Source organism: Lacinutrix cladophorae (genome assembly GCF_053604645.1).
Genome location: NZ_JBSHNR010000119.1, coordinates 75,588 through 98,706, shown reverse-complemented (window position 1 = coordinate 98,706; position 23,119 = coordinate 75,588). Strand labels below are relative to the sequence as shown.

General features: G+C 30.7%; 17 protein-coding genes. 12 read left to right on the top strand and 5 right to left on the bottom strand.

Annotated elements, in window-relative coordinates; translation table 11 throughout:
- Positions 1-472: 472 nt before the first annotated feature.
- The 4 genes from ACVC3Y_RS10690 to ACVC3Y_RS10675 all read left to right on the top strand — a co-directional run bounded on the left by ACVC3Y_RS10690 (position 473) and on the right by ACVC3Y_RS10675 (position 4,363).
- Positions 473-1,099 carry a TetR/AcrR family transcriptional regulator gene (locus ACVC3Y_RS10690; protein WP_303423390.1) on the top strand — a complete coding sequence of 209 codons (627 nt, stop codon included), beginning with the start codon at positions 473-475 and terminating at the stop codon, positions 1,097-1,099.
- Between the two features lie 3 nt (positions 1,100-1,102).
- Entirely contained in the window at positions 1,103-1,588 is a 486-nt protein-coding gene (locus tag ACVC3Y_RS10685; protein WP_303423388.1) for an Mpo1 family 2-hydroxy fatty acid dioxygenase, read from the top strand.
- Between the two features lie 120 nt (positions 1,589-1,708).
- A complete protein-coding gene (locus ACVC3Y_RS10680) occupies positions 1,709-3,049 on the top strand; it encodes a DEAD/DEAH box helicase (protein ID WP_452226877.1) in 1,341 nt (446 codons plus the stop codon).
- Between the two features lie 3 nt (positions 3,050-3,052).
- Positions 3,053-4,363 (top strand): DEAD/DEAH box helicase, encoded by a 1,311-nt coding sequence (locus tag ACVC3Y_RS10675; protein WP_452226876.1) that lies wholly within the window; start codon positions 3,053-3,055, stop codon positions 4,361-4,363.
- Position 4,364: 1 nt separating this feature from the next.
- Here the strand turns inward: ACVC3Y_RS10675 and ACVC3Y_RS10670 are convergent, their stop codons facing one another.
- Entirely contained in the window at positions 4,365-5,096 is a 732-nt protein-coding gene (locus ACVC3Y_RS10670) for an NUDIX hydrolase (RefSeq protein ID WP_303423383.1), read from the bottom strand.
- A gap of 263 nt (positions 5,097-5,359) precedes the next feature.
- On the opposite strand from ACVC3Y_RS10670, the gene ACVC3Y_RS10665 reads away from it, so the two are divergent.
- From ACVC3Y_RS10665 to ACVC3Y_RS10630, 8 genes are all read left to right on the top strand, one after another.
- Positions 5,360-6,232: a hypothetical protein gene (locus ACVC3Y_RS10665; RefSeq protein ID WP_452226875.1), complete on the top strand. Its 873-nt coding sequence runs from the start codon at positions 5,360-5,362 to the stop codon at positions 6,230-6,232.
- A 50-nt stretch (positions 6,233-6,282) separates the two neighbouring features.
- Entirely contained in the window at positions 6,283-7,347 is a 1,065-nt protein-coding gene (locus ACVC3Y_RS10660) for a substrate-binding domain-containing protein (protein ID WP_303423379.1), read from the top strand.
- Positions 7,348-7,362: 15 nt separating this feature from the next.
- Entirely contained in the window at positions 7,363-8,886 is a 1,524-nt protein-coding gene (locus tag ACVC3Y_RS10655) for a sugar ABC transporter ATP-binding protein (protein ID WP_452226874.1), read from the top strand.
- Between the two features lie 20 nt (positions 8,887-8,906).
- On the top strand, positions 8,907-9,875 hold the full coding sequence (locus ACVC3Y_RS10650; protein WP_452226873.1) for an ABC transporter permease: 969 nt from the start codon (positions 8,907-8,909) through the stop codon (positions 9,873-9,875).
- A gap of 12 nt (positions 9,876-9,887) precedes the next feature.
- Positions 9,888-11,372 carry a mannitol dehydrogenase family protein gene (locus tag ACVC3Y_RS10645; protein WP_452226872.1) on the top strand — a complete coding sequence of 495 codons (1,485 nt, stop codon included), beginning with the start codon at positions 9,888-9,890 and terminating at the stop codon, positions 11,370-11,372.
- A gap of 12 nt (positions 11,373-11,384) precedes the next feature.
- Positions 11,385-12,287, top strand: a complete 903-nt coding sequence (locus ACVC3Y_RS10640) for a carbohydrate kinase family protein (RefSeq protein ID WP_452226871.1) — start codon at positions 11,385-11,387, stop codon at positions 12,285-12,287.
- Between the two features lie 285 nt (positions 12,288-12,572).
- Positions 12,573-14,039, top strand: a complete 1,467-nt coding sequence (locus ACVC3Y_RS10635) for a circularly permuted type 2 ATP-grasp protein (protein WP_303423369.1) — start codon at positions 12,573-12,575, stop codon at positions 14,037-14,039.
- A 7-nt stretch (positions 14,040-14,046) separates the two neighbouring features.
- Entirely contained in the window at positions 14,047-15,090 is a 1,044-nt protein-coding gene (locus ACVC3Y_RS10630; RefSeq protein WP_452226870.1) for an alpha-E domain-containing protein, read from the top strand.
- 7 nt (positions 15,091-15,097) lie between these two features.
- On the opposite strand, the gene ACVC3Y_RS10625 is transcribed toward ACVC3Y_RS10630, so the two are convergent.
- From ACVC3Y_RS10625 to ACVC3Y_RS10610, 4 genes are all read right to left on the bottom strand, one after another.
- Positions 15,098-16,042 (bottom strand): transglutaminase family protein, encoded by a 945-nt coding sequence (locus tag ACVC3Y_RS10625; RefSeq protein WP_303423365.1) that lies wholly within the window; start codon positions 16,040-16,042, stop codon positions 15,098-15,100.
- A 1-nt stretch (position 16,043) separates the two neighbouring features.
- Positions 16,044-18,599, bottom strand: coding sequence for a circularly permuted type 2 ATP-grasp protein (locus ACVC3Y_RS10620; RefSeq protein ID WP_452226869.1), 2,556 nt, complete (start codon positions 18,597-18,599; stop codon positions 16,044-16,046).
- 20 nt (positions 18,600-18,619) lie between these two features.
- Positions 18,620-21,952, bottom strand: coding sequence for a transglutaminase family protein (locus ACVC3Y_RS10615; RefSeq protein ID WP_452226868.1), 3,333 nt, complete (start codon positions 21,950-21,952; stop codon positions 18,620-18,622).
- Between the two features lie 356 nt (positions 21,953-22,308).
- Complete coding sequence (locus ACVC3Y_RS10610; protein WP_303423359.1) at positions 22,309-23,115, bottom strand: type 1 glutamine amidotransferase domain-containing protein; 807 nt, start codon at positions 23,113-23,115, stop codon at positions 22,309-22,311.
- Positions 23,116-23,119 lie beyond the last annotated feature (4 nt).

The following is a 23,119-nucleotide window of genomic DNA, read 5'->3' as shown; positions in this document are numbered from 1 at the left end:
CATTGTCTTGTGATCCAAAAACACAACGAAAAAGCACACCTTGTTCTGTAAATAAATAGTAGGAGCAGTATCTGTTTTTTCTAAATAAACACTATTTAATTTCTTTAGCTACTTTATAATAATCATTAATGATGAATCTGGTTTGATAATGTGTCGTGATTTTATTAGTAGCTTCTTTTGTGACCTTTAATACTTTTTTCGGAAGCATTTTCATGTCTAAACGCACTGATTCTAGTGTAGAAGTATACGCTTTTAGAATGTTTTTAAGATTTATTTTTTCAAATCTCCAGCAGCTATATAATGTAATTTAGGTATGATTATAACTAGTTTTTACTATCTCTGGTATTATTAAAATGGAATATGCTACAAAAAATACGACTATTATATTTCCCTATGGAAATATAGTTTTAAATAAATTAGTAAGCACTTACTAATATTTTTAATATATTAGTTTTTTATTACTAAAATGGATTTGAAAACTAAAATTAAAAAAAAAGCTATTTCTCTATATAATAGCTACGGTATTTCCAATGTTTCTATGAAACAAATTGCAGATGCTCTAAGCATAAGTGCAGGAAATTTAAGCTACCATTATAAAATAAAAGCAGATCTATTAGAGGTTATTTATAAAGAAATGTATGCAGAAACATTAGATTATATATTGCCACAAAATACCTATATCACTTTATTTCATTTTCAAGAGATGCTGTTAAAGTTTGACAATTTGCAATATCGCTATGCTTTCTTTTTTAATGATATAGTACATATTATTAAAACCTACCCCAAAATAGCGAAACAGTATGAAGCATCTAATTTAATTCGCTTTAAAGAAGCTAGAAAATTAATAGATTATTATATAGAAACGGGTAGAATGCAAGCAGAAAATCAATATATAGATTACAACAAAACCATTTATACCGTTTGGATGACTAGTACTTTTTGGCAATCGCAAAAATTAGCAATTCAAACTACAGATTATACTGTAAATAAGTGTTCTGCAATAGAAATGCTTTGGACCTTATTTTTACCTTATTTAACCCCAAAAGGGTTAGAAGAATATCAACAATTACGAAAATTTGTAAAAATATCTAATAAATAATATATGAGAAAAATAGATTCCCTTTTAACCGAATATGCAGAAAGCCACCAAACAAAAATGAACATTGCCATACACTATGTTTGTGTGCCATTAATTTTCTTTAGTTTAATTGGGTTATTAGCTAGTATTCCGATGCCAGAAATAATCACGAATAGTTTACCAACGACTTTAACATCGTATGCGCATTTTGGAACTTTAATCATTCTATTTGGACTATTCTATTATTTACGTTTATCTGTAGTTCTTTTTATTGGAATGCTGCTATTTTCTGCTTTAGTACTTTTTGGGATTCATCAAATTGCACAACTTAATATAGCACCACTTTGGATCATGATGCTTATCCTTTTTGTAGTAGCTTGGATTGGGCAATTTATAGGTCATAATCACGAAGGAAAAAAACCTTCCTTTTTAAAAGATCTTCAGTTTTTAATGATTGGTCCAGCTTGGACGATGAGTCATGTGTTCGAAGCCTTAAAGATTAAATTTTAAACAGATATATCTTAGCATTTAGAAACAGATGGAAACGTCTGTTTTTTTTATGTTTTAATACTTCAGTTATAAAGTGTTAAAACCAATAAAACTCTACTATCTTTGCACAAAATAAAAATTATGTCAAAAACATTTTCTAGTTTAGGTATTAACAATGTATTAGAGAGTAATTTAGCAGACTTAAATATTACTGTTCCAACAGATATTCAAGTAAAAGCAATTCCAGTAATTCTTAATAATACAGAAGATGTTGTCGCAATAGCAAAAACAGGAACGGGTAAAACCGCAGCCTTCGGTTTGCCTTTATTACAATTAATAGACACAAATAAAGAGAATATTCAAGTTGTAATCTTAGCTCCAACACGAGAGCTAGGACAACAAATTCATAAAAGCCTATCGACTTTTAATTCTGAAGAATTACAGATTTCTATAGCAGGTGTTTTTGGGGGAATTCCTATAAAACCACAAATAGAAAGACTTAAAGATACTACACATATTGTAGTTGCTACACCAGGACGTCTTGCAGATTTAATGGAAAGAAATGCAATAGACATTAAAGCTGTTTCCTATTTTGTTTTAGATGAAGCAGACGAAATGGTTAGCGCACACAAAGAAGGTGTGGATACTATAATTAAAGCATTGCCAAAAGACAGAAGAACACTTTTGTTTACAGCAACTATGCCTGGAACCATCAAGCAATTGGTGCAAAATAGCTTATCTAAAAATGTAATTACTATTGAAGCAGATATGCAAACTATTGGTCATCAAGGTATAGACCATCAATATGTAATTGTTGAACCTATAGAAAAATTAAATGTTTTAATGCATTTTTTGAATTCCAATGAAGGTAAACGCGGAATCATTTTTTGTAAAACTAAAGCAGCAGTAAATAAATTAGCAAAAAAATTAGCAATAAATAAATTCTCTTCTGGAGCTATTCACGGAAGCCTTTCTCAAGGCATTCGTGATCGTATTATGGGGCAATTTCGAGAAGGTCACATTCATATTTTAGTGGCTACCGATTTGGCTGCTCGTGGTATTGATGTAAAAGATTTAGCATTTGTTGTTAATTATCATTTACCAGATACCTACGATGCATATGTACACCGAAGTGGTCGTACAGCAAGAGCAGGAGCGAAGGGCTTGTCTTTGAGCGTTATACAGCAAGATGAAGTACAAGACATTCCTGAGTTTGAAGACGAATTAGGCATCGTTTTTAAAGAATATCAAAAAGCAGATACCAAAAGCATTGAGGAAAATAATGGATTACTTTGGGCAAGAAAAATTTTTAAAACGAAAATAAATCGAGATATTCCTGAAGATTTTAAAGCAAAAGTAAAAACCATCTTTCATCATTTAACTAAAGAAGAATTGGTAGATAAAATACTATCTAATTATATCGCAGATAATAATACCATTGTTGAAAAACAAGAAGTAGTAAAGAAGAAAAAGAAAAAATAAGCAATGGCACATTATTTAAAAGCACAGCAAGATATTTTAGATAAACTAAAAATAAAAGCGCTAAATCCTATGCAGGAAGAAGCATTATTATCCATTACAAGTACAGCAAATACTGTTTTATTATCTCCTACAGGAACAGGAAAAACAGTTGCTTTCTTATTACCAACTATTGCGGCATTAAATACCAATAATAAAAATGTACAGTTATTAATTTTAGTGCCTTCTCGCGAATTGGCGATTCAAATAGAACAAGTAATTCGCACTATGGGCTCCGGTTTTAAAGCTAATGCAGTTTATGGAGGAAGACCTTTTAGTAAAGATAAATTGGATTTAGCACATACACCAGCAATTTTAATTGGTACTCCTGGAAGAGTTGCAGATCATTTACGTCGAGAAACTTTTAGTGTTGAAGATATTAACACTTTTGTTTTAGATGAATTTGATAAATCGCTAGAAGTAGGTTTCGAAAAAGAAATGAAAGAAATTATAAGTAGTCTACCTTTTATTAAAAAACGCATTTTAACATCTGCAACACAAGACATGGAAATTCCTCGTTTTGTAGGATTGAAAAATGAATTAATTATTGATTATTTAGATACTGTTACCTCTAATTTAGAAATTAAAAAAGTAATTTCTCCAGCTAAAAATAAGCTTCAAACTTTAGTAGATTTATTACAGGATATTGGTAATAAACCAGGAATCGTTTTCTGTAATTTTAAAGATACTATTCAATATGTGAGTGATTTTTTAAACGAAAACAATATTGCTCATGGTTGTTTTCAAGGAGGAATGGAACAAATTGATAGAGAACGAGCTTTAATAAAATTTAGAAACGGTACACATCAAATAATAATTGCAACAGATTTAGCAGCTCGAGGATTAGATATTCCGGAGTTAAATTATATTATTCATTACCAATTGCCTATAAAAGCGGAAGAGTTTACACATAGAAATGGAAGAACAGCCCGTATGAATGCCGAAGGTACAGCTTATGTTTTACAGTGGGAAAATGAAACTTTACCAGCGTTTATTGAAACGAAAAGTGTTTACAAACCAAATGGTAAAATTTCCACAATAGAAACCCAATGGGCTACTTTATTCATTTCAGGAGGAAGAAAAGATAAAATATCGAAAGGCGATATTGCAGGGTTACTTTTTAAACAATGTAATCTAGAGAAATCTGAAATTGGTATTATTGAACTGAAACAAGATTGCGCATTTGTTGCTGTACCTAAAACGAAAATACTTTCCATAATAGATACAGTTAATAATGTACGTTTAAAGAAAAAGAAAGTTCGTGTAACTTTGGTTTAATCTAGATACTTATCAAATAGTTTTTTTGAAACATTTTATCATATATATCTTTACTAAACATATATAATTGTGCTGGTCTTTTTGAAACACCAACTTGCTTTTCATCTAATGCGATAATATATTTTTTATTGATTAGTTTTCTTCTAAAATTTCTATTGTCTATTTCTATTCCTAGAATAGATTCATATAAATCTTGTACATCATTGATGGTAAATTTATCCGGAAGTAACTTAAATATAATAGGTTCAGATAAACACTTTACTTTTAAATCTGCATATGCTTCTTTTATGATTTTCTCATGATCAAACCCCAATTCTGGTAAATCATTTACAGGAAACCACGTCGCATTATTCTTATTGTTTGTTAAATCAACATCTTCTGTTTTTAACAAAAAGTAGTAAGCAACCGTAATGGTTCTAGAATTAAATTCTTCATTTTTTATCCATAATACATCTTTTGCATTAGTTAAACGATTCGGATTTCCAAAGGCTTTAAATTGCTTTTTGTATTGATTGGTTAATCCTGTTAATTCTTTTAGAACTCTTGTTGCGGTATCATCTAAGGTTTCATGTGTATAAACATGATAACCAGTTAATACATAGTCATCTACTAAAACTTCATTTTTAGATTCTAAATATCGCTTTATTAATAAAATATTTAATGATTTAGTATTTACATCATATCCAAAAACAACGCAATCTACAGATATATTTAATATTTTTTCGGGCTTCATAAGTCTTTCAATTTTCAATATTAATTCCTAATAGAATTTTATAAAACAATTAATATTGGTATTAAACGTCAATTGTACATTAGCAATAATAGTGCTTTTTATTGATAAAACCTTAATTTTTTATCAATTTTACATATATAAATGATAATTTAACATATATTTTTTTAGAATAATTAGGTTTTTAAAGTTTTTTTGTAATACATTTGAAAAATAAACGTAAAAATGACGTTTTATAATTTATTCATTATTTAACCTATTGTAAAATGGAAAAACTATTCACCTTCAGTATTTTAAGTTTTAATAAAGGAAAAAAAAGAAAAACTATTTTTATAACTTTATGTGCTTTGCTATTTCTTTCATCCTATGTAACATTTTCTCAGGAAGACAAAATGGAAGTGGAGGAAGAAAACAAATATGTTCCATTTAGTATTGGTGCGCATTTAAAAAACATGCATACTTGGCATGGTTTTGTTGTGCATCCTGGGGCGATGATTGCTACAAACATAGAATTCAATTCAAAAAATAAAAAATTCACTTTTGGTTTTTGGGGAGGAGCAAGTTTTTCTACAGTAGATGTAAAAAATATTAATACGGGAGTAAATGAAAGTGCATACTATAAAGAAGTGTCTATTTATACTAAATATCGATTTTCAGATAAATTCTTTATTGAAGCTGTTTCACATAATAACTATACAGGAGTTGAGGAAAGAGGAGATAAATTAGAATATTGGAGCTATGATAAAACACAGGGGTATAACTTTGTTGATCTTAATTTTGGTTACAATATAACACCTAATACCTTATTGTATTTTGCAACCATTATTGGAGGTGGTTCTGGTGATTATGAAGTGCAAGATAATGGGGATTTAGAAAATTCTTGGACACATTATTTTGAAGTGAGTAGTAAAGTTTGGCAGAACAAAAACTCAAGTTTGTCACTATTTGCAGGAGGTGCTTGGTCTTTTATAACAGATAAAACATTTTATACAGAAGGAGCAGGAAATATTATTAATGTTGGCGCCACTTTTAATAAACAATTTGCAGTTTTTAAACACAATATACCTGTAGATGTTACACTTATGTGGAATCCTGAACAAGAAAAAACGGTAGTGCAATTAGATGTTACTTTGTTTTAATTGTATAGCTATATAACAAACCTTTTTGTAGAATAAATAAATTAAAGATTATGAAAACAAAAACGATAACACTCTGTATAAAGAATAGAATACTTCCAGTATTACTAATTGTATGGATTTTTAATCTTAATAGTTGTGCAGAACAGTTAAATAATTCTGAGTCCACGAATGATGATACTGAAGAAATAGGAGATGTTTTTGAAAGTAAAATAGATCTTAGTAGTAAAAAAATAGGCTATTGTTCTCCTTCATTAAATGCACCTTATTATCAAGCTTTATGGCAAAGTATAAAGTCTACTACAGAAAAAAATGGCATGCAATTTTTATCTGCGGATGGCCAAGATGATATTAATAAGCAAATTGCTGCTGTAGAAGATTTAATTACTAAAGGTGTAGATGCATTACTTCTTAACCCTAAAGATCCCGATGCTTTAGTTGGTGTTACTAAATTAGCAGAAGCTGCTGGTATCCCTGTTTTTATAATTGATAGTTCTATAAGTCCTGAAGCAGAATTTGTAACGACTATACAATCTAACAATTTAGCTAATGGTGAGTTAGCTGGAGAATGGTTAGCTAAAAAATTTGGAAACAAACCTATGAACATCGCTTTATTAAGTGGAAATGCAGGAAACCCAGTTGGTCGTACACGTAAACAAGGTTTATTACAAGGGATTACCGAAGAACAATTGCGTACGCTTGGTAAGATTAACTTGAATGTAAAAACACAAGCCTATACCGAATGGTCTTATGCAGGAGGACTTAAAGCTATGGAAGATATTTTAGTAGCGCATCCAGATGTTAATGTAGTCATTACAGAATCGGATGTTTGTGTGTTAGGTGCTATTAAAGCAATTGCACAAGCTGGTAAAACCGATGATATTTTAATTGTTGCTGGTGCAGATGGACAAAAAGAAGCGATTAAATACATCATGGAAACCGATTTTTATGGTTGTACTGCAATGAATAGTCCTGTGCAAATTGGTAAAAATGCAGTACAATATGCTGTAGAATATATGAATGGTAGAACCGATTTTGATAAAAAATCATACACAGCACCTTTATTAATTACTAAAGAGAATGCTGCTAAGTACTACAATCCAAACGCGATATTTTAATTTAATCTAATAGATATGAAAAACTCAGCAAGTGAATATCGTCTAGAAATGTCAGGAATTTCCAAAAGTTTTGGTGTTGTTTCTGTACTTAAAGATGTGAACTTAAAAGTAAAGTCTGGAGAAATTCATGCTTTATTAGGTGAAAATGGTGCAGGTAAATCTACTTTAATTAAAATTTTAAGTGGTGTACACCAAAAAGATACAGGTACTGTAGTTTTAGATGGTGAAGTGATTAACCCTAAAAATACACATGAAGGTCAGGTTTTAGGTATTAATGTGGTCTATCAAGAATTGTCTTTAGTGAACGATTTATCCGTTGCAGAAAACATTTATTTACACAAATTAGGTGCAAGTAAATCTTGGATGAATTGGAAAGGTTTAATTAAAGATGCTCAAGAATTATTAGATTCTTTAGACTTTAAAATTGATGCTTCCGCTAAAGTGAAAAACTTAAGTATTGTGCAAAAACAAGTGGTTGAAATTGCTAAAGCTATTTCAGAAGACACCAAAATTCTTGTACTTGATGAGCCTACAACAGTTTTCGATCCAAAAGATGTTAAAAAACTGTTTCAAATTCTTTTCAAATTAAAAGAACAAGGTATTTCTATAATTTATATATCACATCATTTAGATGAAGTTTTCAAAATAGCTGATACCGTTACAGTGCTTAGAGATGGCGTTGATACTGGTAGTATGCCTATTGCAGATACAGATAAAGATGGCGTGATACATTTAATGATTGGTCGTGAATTAAAAGATTTATATCCAAAAAGGGATATTAAAATTGGAGAGGTGCCAATCTTTCAAGTAAAAAACTTAACCGCTAAGGAAACTATGGTAAATGATGTTTCTTTTCATGTAAAACCAGGTGAAGTACTTGGTATTGCTGGTTTAGGTGGAAGTGGAAGAACAGAAACTGCTAAATTGATTTTTGGTGCAGATAAAAAGAAATCTGGAACCTTAATTCTAGAAGGCAAAGAGATTAAAACCAATTCTCCAGTAGATGCTGCAGGATATCAAATTGGCTTTGTTTCCGAAGATAGAAAAGAGGAAGGTGTTTTCTTACCACTATCTATAAGAAGAAATATTAGTGTGACTAGTTTTAAATCTATTTCTAGTAAACTAGGTTTTATAAATGTAGAAAACGAATACAAAAAGGTATTAGGTTTAATTGAAAAATTAAACATCAAAACACCTAACTCTGAGGTTAATGTGAAAAATCTTAGTGGTGGAAATCAACAAAAAGTAGCTTTAGCGAAATGGTTAAGTATTGATAGTAAAGTCATTTTTATTGATGAACCAACTAGAGGCGTAGATGTAGGTGCAAAGATTGAAATCTACAACCTTATTAATGAGGTTGCAAAAAAAGGAGTTGGTGTCGTTGTAATATCTTCAGACATGCCAGAAATTATGGGGATTTCAGATCGTATTCTCGTAATGCATGAAGGTACCATTTATGGCGAATTGCAAAGACAACAATTTTCAGAAGAAAACATTTTACGTTACTCCATTGGAGAAGCATTAAAACAATATAATTAAACTAACTAAACATTCACGTTATGGCTTTAATAATAAAACAACAACTTAGTACTCCTGGAGGAATACTTAAGTTTTTAGTCAAGTATAATACGATATTCATTTTTATATTATTAGTGATTTTTTCGGCATTAATTTCCGATGTGTTTTTTACTTCCGTAAACCTTTCTAACTTATTAAAACAAGTGTCTGGTATTGGTATTATCAGTATTGGTATGCTCATAGTTATTCTAACAGGTGGTATTGATTTGTCTGTAGGTTCAATGGTAGCATTATTAGCGGTCACTTTTGCCATTTTGGTTAATATTTTTGCTTTACCACTGGCTATTTTAATGACTATAGTTATTGGTTTCGGATTAGGAAGTGTTTCTGGTTATCTCGTTGCTTATCAAAAAATGGCTCCATTTGTAGCTACATTAGCATTAATGACTATTGCCAGAGGTTTAAGTTTTATCTACTCTAAAGGTTCTCCTGTTACATTTACAACCGTTGGTGGAAAATTCATGTCAGACTTCGCAAACAACGCTACTTTGGGTATTCCTAATATCGCTATAGTCTTTTTTATCATAGTTATCTGTACTATGGTAATGCTACGATACAACGTTTTTGGAAGATTAATTATCGCTATTGGTAGTAACGAAGAAGCGTCTCGTTTATCTGGAATAAAAGTTAATAAATACAAGTTTTTAGTCTATGCTATTTCTGGTGCTTTAGCTGCAACTGCTGCTATTATTGTGGCTTCTAGAACTAATTTAGGTTCTCCAAACATGGGAATGGCTTGGGAGCTGGATGCTATTGCAGCTGTAGTTATTGGTGGTGCAAGTTTAAATGGAGGAAAAGGAACTGCAATAAATACTTTAATGGGGGTGCTTATTTTAGGATTAATAGGAAACATTTTAAACTTACTAAATGTTCCTTCGTATCCGCAACAAGTGGTTAAAGGCGCTATCATCATTTTTGCAGTGTTATTACAAAGATTCGAAAGCAAATAAATATATTCTGTAATGGAAAACTTAAAATTAAATAATAAAAACCTTTCTGAGATTTCAGAAAGAATTGCTGTACCAAAATACAATAGAGAAACGATTAAAACGGGTATTGTACATGTTGGTATTGGCGGATTTCATAGAGCGCATGAAGCCTTCTATACAGACCAATTGTTGCAAAATGAAGCTGTAAAAGATTGGGGGATTTGTGGTGTGGCTTTATTAGATTTTGACACTAAAATATACAACACTTTAAAGGAACAAGATGGCTTGTATACTTTAATTGTTAAAGAATTAGATGGTACACATACCAAACGTGTTATTGGTGCGATAACAGAATGTCTGTTTGCTCCAGAAAATCCATTAAAAGTCATTGAAAAAATGGCTAGCCCAGAGGTTAAAATTATCACTTTAACCATTACAGAAGGTGGTTATAATTATAATGAAGCGACTAAAAAATTCGATTTTGCAAACCCGTTAATTATTCACGATTTAGAAAATCCAAACATACCAAAAACCATATTTGGTTACCTAACACAAGCTTTAAAATTAAGACAAGAACAAGGATTAAAAGGAATTACTATTCAATCTTGCGATAATATTCAAGGTAATGGTCACATGACGCAAAATATGCTATTAAGCTACGTGTCTAAAGCAGAGCCAGAATTGGTAGGTTGGATTAACGAAAACGTTTCTTTTCCAAATGCAATGGTAGACAGAATTACACCTGTAACTGCAGCAGAGGATATTAAACATCTAAAAGAAACGTCTGGTATTGATGATGCTTGGCCAGTAGTTTGCGAACCTTTTAAACAATGGGTTATTGAAGATCATTTTATTGCAGGAAGACCAGCTTGGGAAAAAGTAGGAGCACAGTTTGTTGAAGATGTTGTGCCTTATGAAAAAATGAAGCTAAGTTTATTAAATGCAGGACATTCCGTATTAGGGATTTTAGGTGCATTAATGGGGTATAACACTATTGACGAAGCAGTTAATAATCCAAATATTAGAGTCTTTTTAAAGCATTATATGAATGAAGAAGTGACACCAACTTTAGGAGATTTAGAAGGTGTTGATTTAGAAGCCTATAAAAAATCGTTGTTGGAGCGCTTCGGAAATATAAATATTAAAGATCAAATTGATCGTATCTGTTCCGAAACTTCTGCAAAATTTCCCATTTTTATTCTACCAACGATTCAAACCCAATTAGAAAAAAATAATTCAATTCAATTGGCAGCATTTGTAACAGCAGCTTGGGCAATTTATAGTTTAGGTACTAACGAAAATGGAGATACTTTAAACATAAAAGATGCTCAAAAATTGGAATTAAACGAAAAAGCAAAAGAAGCAAAACAAAATCCGATTGCCTTTTTAGAATTGGAGTCGGTTTTTGGAGCTTTAAAACAGAATACTGTGTTTACTGAAGTATTTGTAAAAGCGTATCAAGATATTACAAATAAGAACATTGAAGATAATTTAAAAAGTATTAATAGTGCTTATTAAAAAGTAATTAGTATGAAAAATATAGTTTGTTTTGGAGAGGTATTATGGGATGTTTTTCCTTCGAATAAAAAAATAGGAGGAGCTCCTTTAAATGTTGCTCTACGTTTACAATCTTTAGAAAATAATGTCTCAATTATTACTCGAATTGGAAAAGATTCTGAAGGAAAATTAATTGAATCTTATAGTATAAGTCAAGGTATTAATACAGAAAATTTGCAAATAGATGAGACGCTTAAAACTGGAGAAGTTCAAGTAAGCTTAGATAATGATGGCGTTGCAACTTACGAAATTAAACATCCTAGAGCATGGGATAATATTCAGTATACTAAAACCGCTGAAGAAGCTACAATACAAGCAGATGCTTTTATTTATGGAAGTTTAGTAACTAGAGATATTACATCAGAAAAAACCTTATATAAGCTTTTAAAATTAGCAAAACATAAAATTTTTGATGTTAATCTTAGAGCTCCTTTTTATACTACTGAAATCTTAAAATTGTTGATGCAAGAAGCTGATTTTATTAAATTTAATGATGATGAAATCTATGAAATTTGCCAAAGTCTAAAGTTTGATTCTAATGTTATAGAAGAAAACATAAAATTCATAGCTGAACAAACAAACACAACATCTATTTGTGTTACTAAAGGTAGTAAAGGTGCTGTTTTATATTATAATGATACATTTTATAATAATGAAGGCTATACAATTAAAGTGGTGGATACCGTAGGTGCTGGCGACTCGTTTTTAGCTACACTAATAAATAAACTATTAGATAAAGATAATCCGCAAGAAGCAATAGATTATGCTTGTGCAGTTGGTGCTTTAGTAGCAGGAAGTGAAGGAGCAAATCCAAAAATAAGTAACGAACAAATCACAAAGTTTATTAACCCTAAAAATATCTTTTGTGACCAATAATTGATTAATAGCAACTCAATTATGTAAAGCTTTATGATTTTTTTCATAAAGCTTTTTTCGTTTAAATAAATACCCCTTATTAAATAGGTAGAGTTCTTTTTCATTAACCGATGCAAAAAACTATAAATTAGATATCTATTTTATTAAAACAACAAAAATAGTCTCCAATATTATAAATGTAATAAAATTGTAAACGATCAATAAATGTTTAGCTAAAAGTTAGTATATATTAATATAATCTTACTATTTTAGAGAATGTAATTCACATTTACTAAAATATAAGATTTGAAAAAAACCAAAACACTTCCGCTATTTTCAACTTACGATTTAGATTCTAGATTTTATGACGAGCTTTTTAATAAGAATGAAGAAATAAGAAGCATTTATAAAACCTTATTTGAAATCTTTGGAAAATACTCTGTAAATGAGTTCGATCGTCTAAATAAACAAGCAAAAGATTCCTTTTTTAATTTAGGGATTACTTTTCAGGTATATGGAGAAAAAGAGGTGAAAGAACAAATATTTCCTTTCGATTTATTTCCAAGAATTATTAATAATAAAGAATGGTGTACTATTGAGAAAGGAGTATTACAAAGAAGTAAAGCTTTAAACCTTTTTCTTTGGGATTTATATCATGACCAAAAAATAATAAAACAAGGAATTGTTCCTATAGATTTAATTAAATCTTCTATTAATTTTTTACCTCAAATGATAGGTTTAGATCCTCCTGGAGGAATTTACAACCATATTTCAGGTACCGATTTAATCAAACATTCGGATGGGAATTATTATGTATTAGAAGATAATATTAGATGTCCTTCTGGTGTGAGTTATGTCGTTGGTAATAGAAATGCAGTTAAACATGCATTATTTGGTGTTTTTAATCAATACAATACGCATACGGTTGTAGATTATGGAGCTAGATTATTAGAAACTATAGAGTCTGTAAAACCAAATGGAGTAGATGCTCCTGTTTGTGTTATTATTACTCCTGGAGTTTATAATTCGGCATATTATGAGCATTCTTTTCTTGCAAAACAAATGGGAGTTGTTTTAGTAGAAGGTAGAGACTTATTTGTTGAAAATGGTTTTGTATACATGCGAACTATTTACGGCCCAGAAAAAGTAGATGTTATTTACAGACGAGTAGATGATTTGTTTATAGATCCTCTGGTCTTTAAAAAGGATTCCCTTTTAGGTGTTCCTGGTTTGTTTTCTGTATATCAAAAAGGAAATGTAACTTTAGTAAATGCTCCGGGAACTGGTGTTGCAGATGACAAAGCTGTATATACTTACATGCCAGAAATTATTAAATATTATTTAGATGAAGAACCTATTTTAAGTAATGTACATACCTATCATTGCAGTAGAAAAGACGAACTAAAATACGTTATAGAAAACATTGATAAATTGGTAATTAAACCAGTCGACGAATCTGGAGGTTATGGTATTTCTATTGGAAATAAGCTTACAAAAGAAGAGATAGAAAAAGTTAAAAAGACCATTTTAGCTGAACCTAGAAAATACATAGCACAGCCAATTATGTCCTTATCTACTCATCCAACGTATATCGATGAAAATGAATCTTTTGAATCTAGACATGTAGATTTAAGAACGTTTACACTATTAGGTAAAGATGTCGATTTTGTGTTAAAAGGAGGTTTAACAAGAGTAGCACTTAAAAAAGGAAATTTAGTAGTAAACTCATCTCAAGGTGGCGGATCAAAAGACACTTGGGTTTTAAAAAAATAAAGAATATATGTTAGCAAGAGTAGCCAATAACCTTTTTTGGATGGGACGATATATTGAGCGTTCAGAACACTTAGCAAGGTTTTTAAGCGTCAATTATTTTTCGTCATTAGATGCACCAGACGAATTATCACAATCTAGACAATTTGTTTTACGATCTGTAATGTATATGTCTGCAAACGAAATTATTGATGCAGACATTACATTAGAAGAAGAATCTGTTTTATTTAATGTTGGTTTAAATCAAGAAAAACCGTATTCTATATTAAGTACATTTATAAATGCACACGAAAATGCCAGAAGTTCTAGAGATCTAATTTCAACAGAATTATTTGAATGTATTAATAGAATTAACCATACTATTAAAGCATATCCTATAGAACAATTTGTAAAAAGTGGCTTGTATGATTTTACAACAATTGTTACACAATCTACATCAGAAGCAAGAAGTAAAATAAAAAGCACACTTTTACATGACGAAGTATATGCTATTATTATGTTAGGTGTAAATTTAGAAAGAGCAATTCAAGTATCTAGAATTATAAACTCTAAAATGAGTGATGTTGCAGCTTCTAAAGAATTGAATGGCGACTCCACAGCAGGAAGTTACCAATGGTCCACACTTTTAAAATGTGTCTCTACTTACGATATGATGCGTCGTTATTATAAAAAAACACCATCTAGAGAAACTACTTTAGAGTTTATAATATTAAACGAAAAATGTCCAAGATCCATTAAAAATTGTCTATCTCAAATATATAAGTATATCTGTATTATTTCTAAAAACAAAGAAATAGCCAATGATTCTGCAGCATTTTTAATAGGTAAAATGAAAGCGGAATTTGAATACAAATTAATTTCAGATATTAATGATAATTTAGAAGAATTTATTGCTGATTTAATTGAAAAATTAGTTTTAATCGCAGTAAAATTAGAGGATAATTACTTCAATATTACTGATACAGTAGCTGTAGCCAAAGATGAAGAAAAGGCAGAAGTTAAAGTTGAAGAAAAAAAAGATACTAAAAAAGAGACTCAAAATCAAACACAATAAATAAATACTAGTTTTGCGATTGCGATTGCGAAAGACTGTTGGATGTATTTGGTAATTCCTGAGATACGGAAGGTCTTAAATCTACAGCAACACTCATTTCATTTTTTCCCATACTATAAATTACACCTTTTAACGGTGGTACATCATAATAATCTCTTCCGTGTGCAACAACAATATGTTGGTTTTTTGGGATTTGATTGTTCGTTGGATCAAAATCTACCCATCCATAGGTTGGTATATAAACCGAAAACCATGCATGAGAGGCATCTGTTCCTATTAATTTTTCTTTTCCTTCTGGTGCAATAGTTTCAATATAACCACTAACATATCTTGCTGGTAAACCCATAGCACGAACACAGGCAATTGCAATTTGCGCAAAATCTTGACAAACACCTTTTTTTTCTTTCATAACTTCATGAAGTGGTGTTGCAATATTTGTAAAGCCTGGAACAAAATCAAAATCGGTGAAAATTCGTTGCATTAATTCGTATGAAGCTTCATATAAAGAACGATTTGGTGTAAAAGAAAGTGCTGCATAGGCTTTAATTTCTTCACTATTATTAGATATAAGTGGCGACGCTAATACAAATTGGCGTACATTAATAATTTCAGAATCTGTTTTTTTTAGATGCTTTAAACTTGCTTCTATAGTTACTTTTTTTCCTTCTAAAAATTTTGCTTCATCTATTTGTAATGCGTAATCTCTAGATACTTTACTGTGTGCAATTACAAGGAGTTCGTCATGATTTTGCTGAATAGAAAAACGAGTTACAGCATTTCCAAAAAAGTCTAGTCTTTCTGTTACATCTGTTGGGGTAGGACTTATTTCTAATCGATACTCTAAAAGGGTTTGCCCAGGAAAATTTTTCGGTTTTAAAGTTGTTAGATTATGGCAAAAAGATGCGCCATTTTCGTAAGAGTATTTTGTTTTATGCCAAAGATCAAAAACCATATTAATTAGAGATGTTTCTATTCACCAACTGTTTTTGTGGTTGTGAATGATTAAAATAAGTGTCTGAAATAGATAAAGAGGTAATATGTAATAAATTGCTTAAATCGGAAAGCATGTCATCAAGGTTTTTTCGCATATTAGATGCTGGATCAATATGTAACATTTCTTGTAAATTTAAGCTTTCAATTTTAGAAATAACCGCATCAATATTTTCTTGACAAATCGTCTTTTCTTTATTCTTATTTGTATTTGGTAATTTATTAATATCCTTTTTTAAACGTCGCATTCTATACGTTAAAGATCTAGAATATTCGGTATCTAAGATCAATAGGTTTACTACGTTTTCAATGCTTAAATACGATTTGTAACTATATCTGTAAATATTTAAGCTTTCATGGCTATTTAATAAAGATTCTAAAACTTCATAGGTTAGTTCTTCATTATGATTTACAATAAGTAAAGCTCTAAATTTTTCAATAGACATGGCGCTAATTTCTAATTCTAAACCAATAAAGTAGAGTAGAAGTCCTTGTCTTACTAAAATACTTTCTTCTGTTAGTGCCATAAAAGCAATAAGCCTTGTAATGATTTTATCGAAAAAAGTAGTTAGTGAATATATAGAATGTGTTTCTTCTTTTTTTAATTTTTTAACATGTTTTTGAATACCATCAAAAACACGCCACATATCTTTAGACCATAAATTACGTAAGGAAAAATAAGAATTATTAAAGCTTTGCATAGATTGTGCAAAACTTCCTATTCTGGTTTCATTTAAAATGAGGCTTTCTATTTCTTTTAACGGATTTTTTAAAGCTTCTTCTTCATTTTCGCCAGTAAAACCTGGAAATGTAGATGTGATTTTAGTAATAGATTTAAATAGATTTTTTAAGTTTTCAGAATCCGATTTCCTACTATTATATTGTACTTGTGCCATTTGATTTAATACCATACGTAAATATCTAGCAGTAACTAAAGTTCTTCCTAAATAACGTCCAGACCAAAATAAATTTTCGGCAGTATTACTTGGTACATCATTAATGTCTATAGATGGAGTAGCATTTGTTTTATTCCAAGAATAATTTTGTAAGTTGGGTTGCGGATTGTCATTAATAACCCAAAAATCTTTACTCGTTCCACCACGTTGATTAGAAACAAATAATTCTTCTCTTTCTGCAGCTACACGAACTAATCCTCCAGGCATGACGCTATAACCATCTTTTTTTGCTATAGAAAAAGTACGGCATAATATTTTACGAGGTTCTAATTTATCATCTACAAAATTGGGAGCTGTAGAAAAAGAAATTTTTTCTTGAGCAACAAATTTATAAGGGTTTTCAATGATTTCTTTTTTAAGTGCTTCTAGTGCTTTTTTATCCAAAAATTCACAGAAGTATATATGCTCTCTATGCGACCTATCTATTCTTTTTACAACAAAAGAAGGTAAATCTGCTAACACGTGTTTTCTCTCTTTTTCTTGTCCGCACCACCAAGATGCAATTTGCGGTAAGATTAATTCTTCATCTAAAAAATACTTGCAAATATTTTCCATAAATGGAACTAATGCAGGATTTTCTAATACACCACTACCTATAGGGTTTACAATGGCAACATTTTGTAAGCGTACGACTTCTAATAAGCCAGCAACACCTAAATACGAATCTTCTCGTAACTCTAAAGGATCAACAAAACTATCATCAATTCTTCTTAAAATAACATCCACTTGTTTTAATCCTTTTAAAGATTTTAACCAAACTTTGCCATTTCTTACTACTAGATCATTTCCTTTTACAAGTGGATATCCTAGAAAAGAGGATAAATAAGAATGTTCAAAATAGGTTTCGTTATGCGGTCCTGGGGTTAAAATAACCACCATAGGATTTTCAGTATTTGTAGGTGCTGCATTTAATAATAGCTCGTTAAAGTCATTAAAAAATTGCGAAGGTTGCTCTACATGAATATCGGTATATAATTCTGGTATAACTTTACTTGTAGAAAATCGGTTTTCTAATGCATAACCCATTCCTGAAGGTGCTTGTGTTCTATCGTTTACAACCCACATTTGCCCATCAGGTCCTCTCGCTAAATCTGCCGCATAAATTAAGAGTTGTTTAGTGTTTTTATATTGAATTTGATCACAAGAACGTAAAAAACCACTATGTGCATAAATAACTTCAGGAGGTAAAATTCCATTTTTAAAGAGCTCTCTTTTTCCGTATAAATCTTTTAAAATAAGGTTTAGAATCTCAGACCTTTGCTGTATTCCTTTTTCAACAAGATCCCATTCTTTTTTGTGAATAATATACGGTACAATATTTAAATCCCAAGGTCTATTTAACCCTTTTGGGTCATTATAAACATTATAAGTAACCCCGTTTTCTGCTAGAAGCCAATTAATTTCTTCTTGTTTTAGAGCAAGTTTTTTAACACCAATTTTATTTAAATTTTGAGACAATTTTTTCCAATTGTCTTTAATGCTCAATTTAGAAGAGAGCAATTCATCATAACTAGGTGTTTCTGAAAAATATTTTTCAAATAATGTTTTTGTTTTTGTAATCATATAGGAAACAATGGTACTTTTTATTTTTTACGTAAATCTAACGTGTAAGGAAATTCAAAATTAATTGGTAATTCCTTATAAGAGAATTTTTTAGAACTCCCTTTTTCTTCTACATTTCTTGTTACATCTTCTGAGTCTGGATGGATTTCTTCTACTGGATCAATTTCGCCTTGTGTATGGCCAAACTCCCAAAAACGATTAATTCTTCTCGATTCTGCTTCATAACTATTTACAGGATATGCATCATAAGATCTTCCTCCAGGATGTGCTACAAAATAAGTACAACCACCAATAGAACGCTTATTCCAGGTATCTACAATATCAAAAACTAAAGGCGTATCTACAGGAATAGTTGGGTGTAAAGCAGAATATGGATCCCAAGCTTTATAACGAATTCCTGCAACATATTCGCCTTTTACTCCGGTACTTTGCAATTGAACTTTTACACCATTACAAGTTAATACAAATCTTTCTTCGGTAAAGTTAGCAACTTTTACTTGTAGTCTTTCTAATGAAGAATCAACATATCTTGCCGTTCCGCCACCAGTCATTTCTTCTCCTAAAACATTCCAAGGCTCTATTCCTGCTCGTAATTCTAAATGAATATTGTTAATTTCAACCATGCCGTGTAAGGGAAATCTAAATTCAAAAAACGGATTAAACCAATCTTCTTCAAATTTATAACCAGCTCTATTTAATTGCGAAACAATATCTTTTATATCTTCTCTTACATAATGTTCTATTAAAAATTTATCATGTAATTCGGTTCCCCAACGTACTAAATTATGTTCGTATGGTTTTTTCCAGAACCAAGAAACTAAGGTTCTAACCAATAACATTTGCACCAAACTCATTTTAGGATGTGGTGGCATATCAAAACCACGAAGTTCTAAAATACCTAATCTTCCTGTTGAAGAATCTGGTGAATATAATTTATCGATACAAAACTCTGCTCTGTGTGTATTTCCTGTTAAATCGGTTAAAAGGTGTCTAAAAAGTCTATCTGTTAACCAAAAAGGAACTTCGCCATCTTTAGGAATTTGACTAAAGGCAATTTCTAATTCATATAAGTTTTCTAAACGAGCTTCGTCTATTCTAGGAGCTTGACTAGTAGGGCCAACAAAAGAACCCGAAAATAAATAAGTTAATCCTGGATGGTGTTGCCAAAAGGTTAATAAACTTCGCAACAAGCTTGGTTTACGTAATAAAGGACTATCTGCGGGACTAGTTCCTCCTAAAGTAACATGATTTCCGCCACCGGTTCCTGTATGTTTTCCGTCTAGCATAAATTTTTCGGTACCTAATCTAGACAGTTTTGCTTGCTCGTAAAAAGTAAAAGTATTGTTACATAAGTCTTTCCAATTAGTAACAGGTTGTACATTTACTTCTATAACTCCAGGATCTGGAGTGATTTTTAACGATTCTAGTCTGTTGTCTTTTGGAGGATCGTAACCTTCCATAATAACAGGTACGTTTAGTTCTTTTGCTGTAAACTCGATGGCAGCAATTAAATCTAAAAAGTTTTCAGCAGATTCTAAAGGTGGTAAAAACAAATACAATTTACCTTCTCTTATTTCTGCACATAAAGCAGTTCTAACAAAATAATTAGGTTGGTTAGTGTCTAATCCGAAGTCTAAAAATTCTTGATATCTTTTCTTTACAATATTTCTAAAACTAGGGAAGCGTTTCTTTTTAGAAAACAAATCTGGTTCGTATACAGGAAAAACTTCATGTTCTGGTTTTTCCATCAATGCATTTAGTGGTAATCTTAATCCCATAGGAGAATTTCCTGGAGTTAAGAATAAATGTTGTCTTCTAAATGTCCATGCACTAGTAAACCATTTTCCTTGCGTATAATTTAAAGGTAGTAAATGGCCAATAGGAGTAGAGGTTCCATTTTCTAGTATTTCTTTCAGCTTATTTTTTACTAAAGCATTGTCTTTATCTTTAGTAGGATCTATGTCTATTGGTAAGTTTCCTTGTTCCCATAAAAAGTAGAAAGCATCTTCAAAACCAGGAATTATATGTTGCGAAGAAACACCTAAATATTTCGTTAAGGTTTCTAGAAACAGTTTATCTGTATTGGCAGGTACCACAAAATCATCGGCAAATGTGGCTAAGTATTTTTTATTAAACCAAATGGGTCTACCATCTTTACGCCAACAAATTTCTATTTGCCATCTAGGTAAAGGTTCGCCAGGATACCATTTTCCTTGTGCATGATGTAGAACAGCACCATTACCAAACTTGTCATAAAGTCTTTGCGATAAATCTTTTGCAAGTTTTTGTTTGTGCGGACCATCGGCAGCTGTATTCCATTCTGGAGATTCTAAATCATCAATAGAAATAAAAGTAGGTTCACCACCCATGGTTAAACGAACATCATTTTTTTGAAGTTGTTTTTCTACTTTATTTCCTAGTTTATCAATAGCTTTCCATTGTTCATCTGTATAAGGTTTGGTAACTCTAGGCGATTCAAAAATACGTTTAACAGAATTTTCAAAAAAGAACTCGGTTTCACACACATCGGTCATACCAGAAACAGGTGCAGCACTTTCAAAGGAAGGCGTACAAGCAAGAGGTATGTGTCCTTCGCCAGCTAATAAACCAGAAGTAGCATCAAAACCAATCCAACCAGCACCTGGTAAATATACTTCTGCCCATGCATGTAAGTCGGTAAAATCTTCTTCAGGACCAGAAGGACCATCTAGGGATTTTTCATCCGATTTTAGTTGTACTAAATATCCAGAAACAAATCGTGCACCAAAACCTAAGTGACGTAAGGTTTGCACAAATAGCCATGCATAATCTCTACAGGAACCATTTTTTTGTGATAATGTTTCTTCGCAGGTTTGTACACCAGGATCCATACGAATATTATAATTTAAATATTCGTAGATTTTTTGATTAATATCAATTAAAAAATAAATGGTTTTTCTTGGTGTATAATCTAATGTTTTAATAAACGCTTTTAAAAGTTCCCCATTATCGGTTACCTCCAAATAAGGTTGTAATTCCTTTTTAATTATATCGGTATATGTAAAAGGAAATTCCTCTGCATATTCTTCAATAAAAAAATCAAAAGGATTGATGGTTTTTAAATCTGCTATAATTTCTACATCTACAGAAAGCTCATCTGTTTTATCTGGAAAAACCAAGCGTGCTACATAATTTCCAAAAGGATCTTGTTGCCAATTAAAAAACTGATTTTCTGGAGTTATTTTAATAGAATAAGATTCTATTGGAGTTCTCGAATGCGGAGCAGGCCTTAGTCTAAAAATATGTGGAGATAAAGATACTTTTCGATCATATTTATAGGTTGTCTTGTGGGAAATTACAATTTTTAAAGCCATAGGTTAATTATAAGAAATCAGTAATTAAATGTGATTTATAAAGCTACTGAAAATAAATGCAAATTTAAGTAATTTTATATGCTAAAAACATATAATCTTAAATAAAGAGATAAGTAATAATAATCTATTATTTGGTTTAATTTTTAAGGAATTAAAAATTTATGTGGCTTTATAAAATAGAATTGCCATTTTTGGATAAATAATGAATTGTATCTTATTCTTTTTTATAGAATTTCTTTCTTTTGAAAATGTAAAAAACACTATTTTGTATCGTAATTAATAGAAAATTATAAAATTGGAATATAAAAAAGGTTGTCCAAATTAGACAACCTTTTTTTACAAAATTAATATATACATTAGTTTAAATTTTGTAATAATTTTTCAGCAACTAATTCGGAGGATGCTGGATTTTGGCCTGTTATTAAATTACCATCTTGAATAGCATATGCAGCCCAATCTTCTTTTTTAGAATAGATTGCTCCATTTTGATTTAACATATCTTCCACTAGAAATGGTACAACGTCTGTTAAGCCAACAGCAGCTTCTTCAGAATTAGTAAAACCTGTTACTTTTTTACCTTTTACTAAAGGAGTTCCATCTATATTTTTAACATTTTTTAAAGCAGCAGGAGCATGGCATACAAATGCAATTGGTTTTTCTTGCTCGTTAAATTTTTCAATTATAGCAATAGACGTTTTATCTATCGCTAAATCCCATAATGGTCCATGACCTCCAGGATAGAATACAGCATCAAAGTCGTCTGTATTTATATCGATTAATTTATTAGTATTTGCAATTTTATTTTGTGCGGTTTCATCTACATTAAAACGTTCGGTATATTCAGTAGCTGCATCGGGAGTATTACTTTTTGGGTCTATTGGAGCAGCTCCTCCTTTAGGTGTAGCAATAGTGATATTAGCACCTTTATCTAGCAAAGCATAATATGGGCTTGCAAATTCTTCTATCCAGAAACCTGTTTTTTCTTCTGTGTTTCCTAGTTTATCGTGAGAGGTTAATACAAATAATATTTTCATTTTTTTTTCTTTTTTTAATGCTTTTTTTGCTTCCGAAACGTTTTCGGAAAGAGTTTCGTTTTTGGAATCTTTACAACTTGAAGCAGTAATGATAGTTAGTGTAACGGCTATTGTTTTTAATATTTTCATCTTA

What these genes read in the sequence shown, in the direction of transcription:
- ACVC3Y_RS10685 (WP_303423388.1), top strand. Translation starts at nt 1,103, where the DNA reads ATGAGAAAAATAGATTCCCTTTTAACCGAATATGCAGAAAGCCACCAA.
- ACVC3Y_RS10680 (WP_452226877.1), top strand. Translation starts at nt 1,709, where the DNA reads ATGTCAAAAACATTTTCTAGTTTAGGTATTAACAATGTATTAGAGAGT.
- ACVC3Y_RS10675 (WP_452226876.1), top strand. Translation starts at nt 3,053, where the DNA reads ATGGCACATTATTTAAAAGCACAGCAAGATATTTTAGATAAACTAAAA.
- ACVC3Y_RS10670 (WP_303423383.1), bottom strand. Translation starts at nt 5,096, where the DNA reads ATGAAGCCCGAAAAAATATTAAATATATCTGTAGATTGCGTTGTTTTT.
- ACVC3Y_RS10665 (WP_452226875.1), top strand. Translation starts at nt 5,360, where the DNA reads ATGGAAAAACTATTCACCTTCAGTATTTTAAGTTTTAATAAAGGAAAA.
- ACVC3Y_RS10660 (WP_303423379.1), top strand. Translation starts at nt 6,283, where the DNA reads ATGAAAACAAAAACGATAACACTCTGTATAAAGAATAGAATACTTCCA.
- ACVC3Y_RS10655 (WP_452226874.1), top strand. Translation starts at nt 7,363, where the DNA reads ATGAAAAACTCAGCAAGTGAATATCGTCTAGAAATGTCAGGAATTTCC.
- ACVC3Y_RS10650 (WP_452226873.1), top strand. Translation starts at nt 8,907, where the DNA reads ATGGCTTTAATAATAAAACAACAACTTAGTACTCCTGGAGGAATACTT.
- ACVC3Y_RS10645 (WP_452226872.1), top strand. Translation starts at nt 9,888, where the DNA reads ATGGAAAACTTAAAATTAAATAATAAAAACCTTTCTGAGATTTCAGAA.
- ACVC3Y_RS10640 (WP_452226871.1), top strand. Translation starts at nt 11,385, where the DNA reads ATGAAAAATATAGTTTGTTTTGGAGAGGTATTATGGGATGTTTTTCCT.
- ACVC3Y_RS10630 (WP_452226870.1), top strand. Translation starts at nt 14,047, where the DNA reads ATGTTAGCAAGAGTAGCCAATAACCTTTTTTGGATGGGACGATATATT.
- ACVC3Y_RS10625 (WP_303423365.1), bottom strand. Translation starts at nt 16,042, where the DNA reads ATGGTTTTTGATCTTTGGCATAAAACAAAATACTCTTACGAAAATGGC.
- ACVC3Y_RS10620 (WP_452226869.1), bottom strand. Translation starts at nt 18,599, where the DNA reads ATGATTACAAAAACAAAAACATTATTTGAAAAATATTTTTCAGAAACA.
- ACVC3Y_RS10615 (WP_452226868.1), bottom strand. Translation starts at nt 21,952, where the DNA reads ATGGCTTTAAAAATTGTAATTTCCCACAAGACAACCTATAAATATGAT.
- ACVC3Y_RS10610 (WP_303423359.1), bottom strand. Translation starts at nt 23,115, where the DNA reads ATGAAAATATTAAAAACAATAGCCGTTACACTAACTATCATTACTGCT.